This is a genomic window from Pseudomonas sp. PH1b (assembly GCF_000633395.1).
In the GTDB taxonomy this organism is placed as follows: domain Bacteria; phylum Pseudomonadota; class Gammaproteobacteria; order Pseudomonadales; family Pseudomonadaceae; genus Aquipseudomonas.
In genome coordinates, this window is sequence record NZ_AYMU01000002.1 from 158173 (window position 1) to 170332 (window position 12160).

A 12160-nucleotide genomic window follows, 5' to 3' on the forward strand; every position below is an offset into this window, starting at 1 on the left:
GTTGTGATGACGACGCAAATGCAAAGCCAAGGCACCCGCACGGTGCTGTTCAAGGGCCTGTTGCGCCCGGTGCTGGTGGCGGCGGTGTTCTTCATGCTGCTGACCGGCGTGGCCTACCCGCTGGCCACCACCGTGCTGGCCAACCTGCTGTTTCCGTTCCAGGCCCAGGGCAGCCTGGTGCAGCGTGATGGCCGGGTCGTGGGCTCGGCGCTGATCGGCCAGGCGTTCGACCGCCCGGAGTATTTCCAGGGCCGTCCGAGCATGACCCTGGGCAGCGATCCGCTGGACCCGAGCAAGAGCGTGCCCCAGCCCTACAACGCCGGGGCCAGTGGTGCCAGCAACCTGGGGCCCACCAGCCAGAAGCTGCTGGACAGCGTGGCGGCGCGGGTCAGCGCCTACCGCCAGCTCAACGGCCTGGCGGCGGACATGCCGGTGCCAGTGGACGCGGTGACCGCCTCGGCTTCCGGCCTGGACCCGCACATCTCCCTGGCCAACGCCCAACTGCAACTGAACCGGGTGGCCCGCCTGCGGCACCTGCCCCGGGTAGACCTGGAAGCACTGCTGCAGGACCACAGCCAAAGCCGCACCTTCGGCCTGTTGGGCGAGCCCCGGGTCAATGTGCTGCAACTGAACCTCGCGCTGGATGCCTTGGCACCCGTGCATGCCTCGCCGCTTGCGGCCAGTGAGTAAGAGACAGCGATCATGAGTAATAACGCTCGTACACCTTTGTTCGACCGTGGGCTGCTGCTCACGGCCTGCCTGGACTCAGTGAAGAAACTGCTGCCCCAGGCGCAGTGGAAGAACCCGGTGATGTTCGTGGTCTACCTGGGCAGCCTGCTCACCACGCTGTTGTGGCTGCAGTCCCTGGGTGGCGAGGGCGAGGCCTCCAGTGGCTTCATCCTGAGCATTGCCCTGTGGCTGTGGTTCACCGTGCTGTTCGCCAACTTCGCCGAGGCCCTGGCCGAGGGCCGCAGCCGGGCCCAGGCCGCGAGCCTCAAGGGGATGAAGCGCCAGACCCTGGCCAAGCTGCTGCAACAGCCCCGCCATGGCGCGGCCTGGCTGCCCATGGCCGCCAGTGAACTGCGCAAGGACATGGTGGTGCTGATCGAGGCCGGTGACCTAGTGCCCCTGGATGGCGAGGTCATCGAAGGCGTGGCCACGGTCGACGAGAGCGCCATCACCGGCGAGTCGGCACCGGTGATCCGCGAGGCCGGGGGCGATTTTTCCTCGGTCACCGGCGGCACCCGGGTGCTGTCGGACTGGCTGGTGGTGCGCATCAGCGTCAACCCCGGCGAGTCGTTCCTGGACCGCATGATCTCCATGGTGGAGTCGGCCAAGCGCCAGAAAACCCCCAACGAGGTGGCCCTGACCATCCTGCTGGTGGGCCTGACCCTGCTGTTTCTGCTGGTGATCGTGACCCTGAGCCCGTATTCGATCTTCGCCGTGGCCATGAGCGGCACCGGCAGCGTGATCAGCGCCACGGTGCTGGTGGCCTTGCTGGTGTGCCTGATCCCCACCACCATCGGTGGGCTGCTCTCGGCCATCGGCGTGGCGGGCATGAGCCGGATGATGTCGGCCAATGTCATCGCCACCTCCGGGCGCGCGGTGGAGGCGGCGGGGGACGTGGACGTGCTGCTGCTGGACAAGACCGGCACCATCACCCTGGGCAACCGCCAGGCCAGCGCCTTCCTGCCGGCTCCGGGGATCAAGGACAGCGAACTGGCGGACGCCGCGCAACTGGCTTCCCTGGCGGACGAAACCCCGGAGGGCCGCAGCATCGTGGTGCTGGCCAAGCAGAAGTTCGACATCCGTGGGCGCGACGTAGAGGCCCTGGGCGCCAGTTTCGTGCAGTTCACCGCCCAGACCCGCATGAGCGGCGTCGACCTGCCGCACGGCCGCAGCATCCGCAAGGGTGCAGCCGATGCCATCCGCCGGCACATCGAGGCCCTGGGTGGCAGCTTCCCGCCGGCGCTGCAGGCCAAGGTCGATGAAGTCTCGCGCCGCGGCAGCACGCCGCTGGTGGTCAGCGACGGCGCCCAGGCCCTGGGGGTGGTGGAGCTCAAGGACGTGGTCAAGGGCGGGATCAAGGAGCGCTTCGCCGAGTTGCGACGGATGGGCATCAAGACCGTGATGATCACCGGCGACAACCGCTTGACCGCCGCGGCGATTGCGGTGGAGGCCGGGGTCGACGATTTTCTCGCCGAGGCCCGGCCCGAGGACAAGCTGCAACTGATCCGCGACTACCAGGCCCAGGGCAAGCTGGTGGCCATGACCGGCGACGGTACCAACGATGCTCCGGCCCTGGCCCAGGCCGACGTGGCGGTGGCCATGAACAGCGGCACCCAGGCGGCGAAGGAAGCCGGCAACATGGTCGACCTCGACAGCAACCCGACCAAGCTGATCGAGGTGGTGGAAGTGGGCAAGCAGATGCTCATGACCCGCGGCGCCCTGACCACCTTCAGCGTGGCCAACGACGTGGCCAAGTATTTTGCTATCGTACCGGCCGCGTTCGTCGCCACTTACCCGCAGTTGGGGGCGCTGAACGTGATGCAGTTGCACAGCCCGAACTCGGCGATTCTCAGCGCGGTGATCTTCAACGCCCTGATCATCGTGTTCCTCATCCCCCTGGCGTTGAAAGGGGTCAAGTACCGGGCCATCGGCGCTGCGGCGCTGCTCAACCGCAACCTGCTGATCTATGGCCTGGGCGGGGTGCTGGTGCCCTTTGCCGGGATCAAGCTGATCGATATGCTGCTGGCCGGCCTCGGCCTGGTTTGACAGGACTGAAGCAACGCGGCGCTTTTCAAGCGCCGCGTTGTGCATTTAAGGACGCTCATGGCTGTGCACGATGCTCAACACCCGCCCCGCGACGGTCGTCCCGACCCTGACGCGTTGCTGGAAAAACTGCACCAGGATGAACAGGCGGCCCGGCGCGGCAAGCTGCGCATCTACTTCGGCTCCAACGCTGGGGTGGGCAAGACCTGCGCCATGCTCACCGCTGCCCGCAGCGAGGTGGACCTGGGCCGCGACGTGGTGGCGGGGGTGGTGGAAACCCACGGACGCCGGGAAACCGCCGAGCTGCTGCAGGGGCTGGAGGTGCTGGAGCGCCATAGCCTGATGCACCGCGACTGTGCCTTGCCGGAGTTCGACCTGGACGCCGCCCTGGCGCGCCACCCGGCGGTGCTGCTGGTGGACGAACTGGCCCACAGCAACGTCCCTGGTTCACGCCATCCCAAGCGCTGGCAGGATGTGGAAGAGTTGCTGCGGGCCGGCATCGATGTCTGGACCACCCTCAACGTCCAGCACCTGGAAAGCCTTAACGACATCGTCAGCGGGATCATCGGCATCCGCGTGCGCGAGACGGTGCCCGACCACCTGTTCGATGAAGCCCACGAAGTGCTGGTGATCGACCTGCCGCCCGATGACCTGCTGCGCCGCCTCAAGGACGGCAAGGTCTACATGGGGCCCCAGGCCGAGCGTGCTTCACGCAATTTTTTTCGCAAGGGCAACCTGCTGGCCCTGCGTGAGCTGACCCTGCGCCGTACCGCCGACCGGGTCGATGCGCAGATGCGCGATTACCGCCGCGAACGTTCGATCAATGCCCTGTGGCCGGCCCGGGAGCGGCTGCTGGTGGGCGTGGCCGGCGATCCGGCGGACGAGCGCCTGGTGCGTGAGGCTGCGCGCCTGGCACAGAAGCTTGAAGCCGACTGGATCGTGGTGCACGTGGCTTCGGCCCAGCGCCGTGGCGCCGGCGCCAGCCGTTATGCCGCGGCGATGAAGACCCTGGCCCTGGCTGCCGAGTTCGGCGCCGAGACCGCGACCCTGCCCGGTATGGACGTGGCCGAAGCCCTGGTGGCCTGCGCCCGCGAGCACAACGCCAATCGCCTGGTACTGGGGCATTACCCGCGCAAGGTGTGGCAGCTGTGGCATCAATCGGTGGGCGACCGGATCAGCCGCCAGCATCCGGAAATCGATCAGATCGTGATCGCCAACGGCCCAATGCGTCGTAGCCCGCGGCTGGCGGACAAACCTGAAGCCAGCCTGCCCGTGAGCCGTGCGCCGGCCTACCTGTGGGCCAGCCTGGCATGCTTTGCCTCCACGGCGGTGGCGGCGTTGCTGCTGAAGGTCTTCGACCCGGCCAACGTGGTCATGCTGTTCCTGCTCACCGTGGTCCTGGTGGCCCTGCGCTTCGGACGGGGCCCGGGTGTATGGGCGGCGATGCTGGCGGTGCTGTGCTTCGACTTCTTCTTCGTCCAGCCGGTGTGGTCGTTCACGGTCAACGACACCCAGTATTTCTTCACCTTCGCCCTGATGCTCGGCATTGCCCTGATCACCGGCCAGCTCACCGCGCGCCTGCGCCATGAAGCGCGCACCGCCGCCGAGGGCGAGCGCCGCGCCACGTCCCTGGCCGGTCTGGCGCGGGAGTTGTCGGCGGCGCTGACCGAGGAGCAGATCTGCGCCATGGCCCTGCGCACCTTCAGCGGGGTGTTCGAGGCCCGGGTCGGGCTGGCGTTGCCGGATGCCGACAATCGCGTCCGGGCCCTGAGTGCCAACGCCCTGGCCATCGACGAGAGCATTGCCCAGTGGGCCTATGACCACGCTCAGCCGGCGGGGCAGGGCACCGACACCCTGGCGGCCGCCAAGGGGTGCTACCTGCCGCTCAAGGCGCCGATGCGCGTGCGTGGAGTGCTGGTGCTGGAACTGACGGACGCCGAACGGCTCAAGGCCCCCGAGGAACAGCGCCTGCTGGAGGCCTGCATGAGCCAGCTGGCGATTGCCCTGGAGCGGGTGCACTACGTCGAAGTGGCCCAGAGCACCGTGGTGCAGATGGAGGGCGAACGCATGCGCAACACCTTGCTGGCGGCAATCTCCCACGACTTGCGCACACCGCTGACCACCATCATCGGTGCTGCCGAGGCCGCGCTGCGCCACGCTTCAGGAGACCCCCTGACCCAGTTGCTGGGGGGCATCCACGACCAGGCCTCGTCCATGCAACGCCTGATCGAGAACCTGCTGGACATGGCGCGGATGCAGGAGCGCGGAGTACGCCTGAATCGCCAATGGAACTCCCTGGAAGAGATTGTCGGCAGTGCCCTGCGCCAGTTGCGCGAGCCTCTGGCCGAACATCAACTGCGAATCAGCATGGCGCCGCAACTGCCCCTGGTGGAGGTGGACGCCTTGCTGTTGGAACGGGTGCTGGTGAACCTGCTGGACAACGCCGCCAAGTACACGCCTGCCGGGACCCTGGTGCAGATCACGGCGCGCCAGGTCGATCAGCAGATCGTCCTGCAGGTCAGCGACGCCGGCCCGGGCTGTCCCAAGGGCAGTTCGCCGCAGAGCCTGTTCGACGCCTTCAGCCGGGGGCAGCAAGAGTCCGCGGTGGCCGGTATCGGCCTGGGGCTGGCCCTGGCCAAGCGTATCGTCGAAGCCCATGGCGGGCGCATCGAGGCCCAGCCTCATGCCGATGCCGGGCTGAGTTTTGTCATCACCTTGCCGGCGGGCCAACCGCCTTCGATGGAAGTTCTATGAGCAGCGCACGCATCCTGATTGTCGAGGACGAAGCCAATATCCGCCGCTTTGTCGGCATCGCCCTGGAGGACGAAGGGTTCCAGGTGTTCGAGGCCGACAGCGTCAAGCGCGCCCTGATCCATGCCGCCAGCCGCCAGCCGGACCTGGTGATCGTCGACCTGGGACTGCCGGACGGCGACGGCAAGCAACTGATCAGTGAGCTGCGCGGCTGGCTGGCGGTGCCGATCCTGGTGCTATCGGCCCGGGACCGCGAGGAGGAGAAAGTCGCGGCCCTGGATGCAGGGGCCGACGATTACCTGGCCAAGCCATTCGGCGTGCCTGAATTGCTGGCGCGGATTCGCGCGCAACTGCGGCGCCATGGCCAGAGCGGTGCCGCGGCCGCCACCAGCAAGGTGGCCTTTGGCGCCATCGAGGTCGACCTGGCCACCCATGAAGTGCGCCGCGAGGGGCAAGCGGTGCACCTGACGCCCATCGAGTACCGCCTGCTCTGCGCGCTGATCCGTGGCCAGAGCCGGGTCCTGACCCATCGCCAGCTGCTGCTGGAGGTCTGGGGCCTGGACTATGTCGACCGTGCCCATTACCTGCGGGTGCACATGGCCCACCTGCGGCAGAAACTCGAAGCTGACCCGGCCCAACCCCAGCATTTGATCACCGAGCTGCAGGTGGGCTATCGCCTGGTGGGGCTGTGAGCCCACTCCGCCAAGGCTCAGGGGCAGGGGGCGTCAGCGGTTCTTGCGGTCACGGCGCTCATGCAGAAAATCGATGTACAGGGTGATGCAACCGAAGGCGCTGATGCCGAACAGCAACAGCAGGCCGATCTGGGTATTGCTCATGGTGCAGGTCCTTTAGGCAAGACGCGCAGGCCGGACGCGCGGGCGCCGGGGCGTCGGGACCTGATAGATAAGCCCTTGGCGTTGCCGGCGCCAGGGCTTATATGCAAGCTTTACGGACGCCTCGGCGATCCCTATGCAATGCATACGCAAGTCCGCCCCGGGACGCCGCTGCTGATAGAATCGCCCATCGTTCACCGACCTCAGGTTCGCGCTCATGACCGCTTCCACCCCACTGATTCGCACCGTCCTGCCGAGGGACCTGGACCGCTGCTTTGCCATCGAGACCCAGGCCTATGAGGGGGATGAAGCCGCGACCCGGGAGAAGATCGCCACCCGCATCGCCACCTGGCCCGAGGGGTTCATCGTTGCCGAAGTGGCAGGCGTGGTGGCCGGTTTCATCAACGCCGGCGCCACCTTCGAAGTGCAGATGGCCGATGAAGCGTTCAAGGAACTGATCGGCCACGATCCGGCGGGGTCCGAGGTGGTGATCATGTCGGTGGTGGTGCACCCGGACCATCAGGGCACGGGCCTGTCCCGGCAACTGCTGCTGGCCTTCATCGCGCGCATGGCCTCGCTGGGCAAGGCGCGGATCCACCTGATGTGCAAGGAACGCCATGTGCCGCTGTACCAGCGTTTTGGTTTCGTCTACCTCAAGGCCTCCGAGTCGGACCACGGCGGCATGGCCTGGCACGAAATGATGCTCAGCCTGGTTCGGCAATGATCCAGAGGCCACAGCTGCTGGGCTTTGTCCATGCCGGTGAATTGGCCAGGTGTGGGCTATCGCTCGCCAGGGCCCGGGCTCAGAACACCAGAGCCATCCTGCGCTCATAGCCGACCCGGCCCCTGTAGGCATCGCCGCTCTCGACCCAGCCCAGCTTGAGATAAAGCCCCAGCGCTACCTGGTTGTCGCGATCCACCGCCAGCATCAGCCCCTTGAGCTCCGGCCAGAACTGCCGTGCGGCGGCGGGCAGGGCTTGCAGGCAGGCACGGCCGAACCCCTGCCCCTGGACCTTTCGATCCACTTGCAGGGCGTGCAGGGTGGCGCTGTCGGCATCGGCCCAGGCCGGCAGGCAGGGCGGACGCTTGAGCAGGAGGAAGGCCACCGGCAGTTCGTCAGCGAGCAGGGCCAGGCCTTTGACAGCCCCTTCGGGCGCATTCATCAGGGTATGCAGGGCGCCGTGAATATCCCCGGAAAAGGCCTGTTGTCCAGGCTGCACTTGCAGCTGCAGCAGGCGTGCGTGCTGCAGGCTGTCGAGTTGTTCGTAAGGCACGAGACGAGTGGCCACGGGGGAGCGCTGTCGGGTGAGGGGAGAGGGCGAATTCTAACGATTTTGCCGGACTGGAAAATATTTTTGTGCAGGCTGTCGAAGGGGCCTGGGCCCAGACGACTAAGGGTGAACTGAGTACTTTCAGCGCCCCATGGCGGGGACGGCTCAGTCCGGGTCCATTCCACTCTCGAGGAGTTTCGCCATGCTTAGCCGATCCAATGAAACCCAGGTGCGTGCGCTGATCGACCAATGGAAACAGGCGGTGATCGCCAGGGATATCGAGCGTATCGTCAGTCACTACGCGGATGACATCATTTCCTTCGACGCTGTCGGCGCCCTGCAATTCAAGGGCAAGGCGGCCTACCGGGCGCACTGGGAAGCCTGCATGCAGGTCTGTCCCGGGGCGGGGATTTTCGAGTTCGAGCAATTGCGGGTGGTGGCCGGCGAGGAGCTGGCGTTTGCCCACTGGCTGGCCCATTGCGGGGGCACCGATGCCCAGGGCGTGACCAAGGCCTGCTGGATGCGGGTGACCGTCGCCTATCAATGCCGCGATGGCCAGTGGCAGGTGGTGCACGAGCATTGGTCGGCGCCCTTCGACATGCTCACCGGAACCACCCGCTTCGACCTGCAGCCCTGAGCGTCGGACGGTTCGCCAAAGTGGCAAACAGCAACCATAGTTGATCAGCTCGTTTTTCGGAGAAGCCCATGAAATACCTCTGCCTGGTCTACAGCGACGAACAGCTGTTGCACAGCCTGCCCGACAGCCCCAGGGATGCCGAGTGCCAGGCCTACGCCGAAGCGGTCCAGGGCAGTGGGCGGATGCTCGCCGCCGAGGCCCTGCAATCGGTGCAGACCGCCACCACGGTGCGCATGCGGGGCGGCAAGCTGGCGATCACCGATGGCCCGTTCGCCGAAACCAAGGAGCAACTGGCCGGCTTCTACCTGATCGAGGCCCGCGACTTGAACGAAGCGATCCAGCTGGCCGCCGGCATCCCGGCGGCCCGGGTGGGCAGTGTTGAAGTACGTCCGGTACGTGAATTGAATCCCTGATAACAACCACAAGCAGGAGTTTCGCGATGACCTTCCAGACTGCGGGCCGGGTGCCCGCCGAGCATGAACTGTCCATCAGCCAACTGATCGACGCGCCCCGCAGCAAAGTCTTCCGCGCCTGGACCGAACCGGCCCTGCTGGTGCAATGGTGGGGGCCCCATGGCATGACCACCCCGGAATGTGTAATGGACCTGTGGGTCGGTGGCCAGTTTCGCACCCTGATGCGGGCCCCGGACGGTGCCGAGTACCCGACCATGGGGGTGTTTCTGGAGATTGATGCGCCGTCGCGACTGGTGTTCACCGACGCTTATGTACCCGGCTGGATTCCTTCGGGCAAACCTTTCATGACCGCCGAGGTGACCTTCGAGGAGCAGGGCGGCAAGACCCTCTACACCGCGCGGGCGATGCATTGGACCGAAGCCGACCGGCAAGCCCACGAAGCCATGGGCTTCCATGAGGGCTGGGGGCAGAGCCTGGAGCGCCTGGTGGCCCTGGTGACCCGGGGCATGCCCGACTGATGCCGGGGCCATCCGGGGCGGGGCTGACGGCGTTGGTGGAGCAGGTCTACCGCGAGCAATCGCGGCGGATCCTCGCCACCCTGATTCGCCTGCTGGGGGATTTCGACCTGGCCGAAGAAGCCTTGCACGAGGCCTTCTTCGTTGCGGTGGAGCGATGGCAGGTGGATGGCGTGCCGGACAATCCCCGGGCCTGGCTGGTGTCCGTCGGGCGCTTCAAGGCCATTGATGCCCTGCGCCGGCGGGCCCGTTTCGCTGCTTCCCAGGCGGCCCTGGCCAGCCAGTTGGAACAACTCGAACAGGACGACTGGAGCCTTGAGGATGTGCAAGACGATCGCCTGCGGCTGATCTTCACCTGCTGTCACCCGGCGTTGGCGGCGGATGCCCAGGTGCCCCTGACCCTACGGGAGATCTGTGACCTGAGTACCGAGGAAATCGCCCGGGCCTTCCTCGCCAGCCCCACCACCATTGCCCAGCGCATCGTGCGCGCCAAGGCGAAGATCCGTGATGCCGGGATTCCCTACCAGGTGCCGGCGCTGAACGAGTTGCCCGAGCGCCTGGACAGCGTCCTGCGGGTGATCTACCTGGTGTTCAACGAGGGTTATTCGGCGTCCATGGGCCCGGAGTTGACCCGTGAGGACCTGACCCGCGAGGCAATACGCCTGGGGCGCCTGCTTCTGGAGCTGCTGCCGGAGCCCGAAGTGATGGGCCTGCTGGCGCTGATGCTGCTGCATGAGTCGCGGCGCGAGGCGCGGATTGCCGACGACGGCGAGCTGATCCTGCTGGATGAGCAGGACCGCTCGTTGTGGCAATCGGCATTGATCGACGAAGGCTGTGGGCTGGTGGAGCGGGGCTTGCGCGGCGGGCGCGCAGGGCCTTATTGCCTGCAGGCGGCGATTGCCGCGGTGCATGCCGAGGCGCCCAGTGCCGAGCTTACCGACTGGGCGCAGATCGTCGGCCTGTACGATGTCCTGCTGAGTCGCCAGCCTTCCCCGGTGATCGAACTCAACCGCGCAGTGGCCCTGGCCAAGCGGGACGGCGCGGCCGCCGGCCTGGCGCAGGTGGAGCTGATCCTGCAGCGCGGTGATTTGCAGGATTACCACCTGGCCCATGCCGCCCGTGCCGATTTCTGTCGGCAATTGGGGCAGGTCGAGGCCGCCAGGGAATCCTATCAACGCGCCTTGGCGCTGGCCCGGCAAACCACCGAGCGGCGCTTTCTCGAACGCCGCCTGGCCCAGCTCGACGCTCGTTAGACGCCTCAGGCCTGCTGGCGCGTGGCCGCCAGGACGATCTCGCGGATGCACACCTGCTGCGGTTGCTGGTAGGCGAAGGCAATGGCCGCGGCCACCTCCTCGGCGCTCAGCACGGTGCCGCCCATGTCCTGTTTCCAGGCCTGGTAGCCGGCCTTGATGCTGTCGTCGGTGGTGTGGCTCAACAGTTCGGTTTCCACCGCGCCGGGGGCAATGGTGATCACCCGCACATTGTGCGGCGCCAGTTCTTCACGCAGGTTTTCCGACAGGCCATGCACTGCGAACTTGGTGCCGACATAGGCCACGTGGTTGGGGAAGGTCTTGCGTCCGGCCACCGAGCTGATGTTGATCAGCGTGCCGTGGCGGCGCTCGATCATGCCGGCCACCACGGCGTGCACGCCGTTGAGCAGACCCTTGAGGTTGACGTCGAGCATCTGTTCCCACTGCTCGGGGGCCTGCTGGCTGATCTGCCCCAGGAGCATGACCCCGGCGTTGTTGATCAGGGCATCGGCCGGACCGAACTGCTGCTCGGCTTCCTGCACCGCGGCCACCAGGGCGGCGCGGTCGGTGATGTCGACTGCGCGGCTCAGGCTGTTGGGCAGGTTCAGTGCATGCAGGCGATCGATGCGTCGGGCCAGCAGCAGGAGCGGGTGGCCGGCCGCCGACAGCAGGCGAGCGGTGGCTTCGCCGATGCCTGAACTGGCGCCGGTGACGATGACAAGAGGCTTGCTCATGAAGGGACTCCAGGAATAAGAAAAACGGATGGCTGTGCTTGGGGGGAAGTATATTTAGGCCGAAACTCTCTGAAAAATGCCTTATTTCTCTGTCTGTCATCGGTATTTCCTATGGATATTCGCCATCTCAAGGCCTTTCTCGCGGTGTTCGAGGAGCGCAACATCACCGCGGCGGCTCAGCGCCTGTGCATCAGCCAGCCGACCCTGTCGGTGACCGTCAGGCAACTGGAGGAAGAGCTGGGGGCGCAGTTGTTCCTGCGCCAGCCCCGGGGAGTGGAGGTCAGCGCTGCGGCGCGGGTGCTGTATCCCCAGGCGCGGCGCATGGTGGCCGAAGCCGAGGTCATGAGCCGGCTGTTTCGTGAAGACCACACCCGGGTCGCGCTGGAGCTGGGCGTGGAAGGCGATATTGCCGACAGCCAGATTGCCGCCTTTGTGCGCATGGCTCACCAGGCGCTGCCCAACCTGTTGCTGACCCTGCAGCAAGGCTGTGTCGGCGATGCGCGCCTGGCGGTGGAGGAGCTGTGCTGCGAGGACGAGCTGTTCCTGCCGCTGTGGGAAGAACCCTATGTGCTGGCGGTGTCGGTGGATCACCCGCTGGTGGCCGATGCCAGTGCCCAGCCGCGGGCGGAAGACTGGATCACCTGCCCGCAACATGCTTCCCACCAGCGGCTGATGGCGCTCTATGGGCGCTCGTCGCAGGGCCCGGCGGGGCACGCCGGCAGCTTGCAGCAGGCGCTGAACATGGTCGCGGCGGGCATTGGCGTGGCCATGTTGCCGGCCTCCCTGGTGCAGGGGCGGGCGGGGGTGGTGAGCCGGGCCCTGCCACTGCCGGCGCCGAGCCGGCGCATTGGCCTGTGCTACGCCGCGCAGGCGCTGGAGTCGGCAGCCCTGCGGACCTTGCACGAGTATTTCCAGGCGCACCGGTTGCAGGTCTGATCGGCGGCTCGGCGGTCGTGCTCGGCGATAGTGGGCCGTCTTCGAGGC

Annotated in this window: 12 protein-coding genes; 10 read left to right on the forward strand and 2 right to left on the reverse strand. The window is 66.5% G+C overall.

The annotated features are described in order from the left end of the window. Positions 1–6 precede the first annotated feature (6 nt). From kdpC to U873_RS0103365, 5 genes are all read left to right on the forward strand, one after another. Positions 7–690: a potassium-transporting ATPase subunit KdpC gene (kdpC, locus tag U873_RS0103340; RefSeq protein ID WP_025126886.1), complete on the forward strand. Its 684-nt coding sequence runs from the start codon at positions 7–9 to the stop codon at positions 688–690. Between the two features lie 12 nt (positions 691–702). Next, positions 703–2775, forward strand: a complete 2073-nt coding sequence (gene kdpB, locus U873_RS0103345) for a potassium-transporting ATPase subunit KdpB (protein ID WP_025126887.1) — start codon at positions 703–705, stop codon at positions 2773–2775. 57 nt (positions 2776–2832) lie between these two features. Beyond that, positions 2833–5526 (forward strand): sensor histidine kinase KdpD, encoded by a 2694-nt coding sequence (locus tag U873_RS0103350; RefSeq protein WP_025126888.1) that lies wholly within the window; start codon positions 2833–2835, stop codon positions 5524–5526. After that, positions 5523–6215 carry a response regulator gene (locus U873_RS0103355; RefSeq protein WP_025126889.1) on the forward strand — a complete coding sequence of 231 codons (693 nt, stop codon included), beginning with the start codon at positions 5523–5525 and terminating at the stop codon, positions 6213–6215. Before U873_RS0103350 ends, U873_RS0103355 begins: the two co-directional genes overlap by 4 nt. Before the next feature lie 358 nt (positions 6216–6573). Next, positions 6574–7080: a GNAT family N-acetyltransferase gene (locus U873_RS0103365; protein ID WP_025126890.1), complete on the forward strand. Its 507-nt coding sequence runs from the start codon at positions 6574–6576 to the stop codon at positions 7078–7080. A 79-nt stretch (positions 7081–7159) separates the two neighbouring features. On the opposite strand, the gene U873_RS0103370 is transcribed toward U873_RS0103365, so the two are convergent. Further along, on the reverse strand, positions 7160–7645 hold the full coding sequence (locus U873_RS0103370; protein WP_025126891.1) for an N-acetyltransferase: 486 nt from the start codon (positions 7643–7645) through the stop codon (positions 7160–7162). A gap of 184 nt (positions 7646–7829) precedes the next feature. Between U873_RS0103370 and U873_RS0103375 the strand changes: the two genes are divergently transcribed. The 4 genes from U873_RS0103375 (at position 7830) to U873_RS0103390 (ending at position 10445) form a co-directional block, all read left to right on the forward strand. Then, entirely contained in the window at positions 7830–8264 is a 435-nt protein-coding gene (locus U873_RS0103375; RefSeq protein ID WP_025126892.1) for an SgcJ/EcaC family oxidoreductase, read from the forward strand. Between the two features lie 68 nt (positions 8265–8332). After that, positions 8333–8677: a YciI family protein gene (locus U873_RS0103380; protein WP_025126893.1), complete on the forward strand. Its 345-nt coding sequence runs from the start codon at positions 8333–8335 to the stop codon at positions 8675–8677. Between the two features lie 26 nt (positions 8678–8703). Continuing rightward, positions 8704–9195, forward strand: a complete 492-nt coding sequence (locus U873_RS0103385; protein WP_025126894.1) for an SRPBCC family protein — start codon at positions 8704–8706, stop codon at positions 9193–9195. Beyond that, complete coding sequence (locus U873_RS0103390; protein WP_025126895.1) at positions 9195–10445, forward strand: RNA polymerase sigma factor; 1251 nt, start codon at positions 9195–9197, stop codon at positions 10443–10445. Before U873_RS0103385 ends, U873_RS0103390 begins: the two co-directional genes overlap by 1 nt. 5 nt (positions 10446–10450) lie before the next feature. Here the strand turns inward: U873_RS0103390 and U873_RS0103395 are convergent, their stop codons facing one another. Then, complete coding sequence (locus U873_RS0103395) at positions 10451–11176, reverse strand: SDR family oxidoreductase (protein ID WP_025126896.1); 726 nt, start codon at positions 11174–11176, stop codon at positions 10451–10453. A 111-nt stretch (positions 11177–11287) separates the two neighbouring features. Here U873_RS0103395 and U873_RS0103400 point away from each other — a divergent pair, with 111 nt between their 5' ends. Continuing rightward, positions 11288–12112 carry a LysR family transcriptional regulator gene (locus U873_RS0103400; protein WP_025126897.1) on the forward strand — a complete coding sequence of 275 codons (825 nt, stop codon included), beginning with the start codon at positions 11288–11290 and terminating at the stop codon, positions 12110–12112. Positions 12113–12160 lie beyond the last annotated feature (48 nt).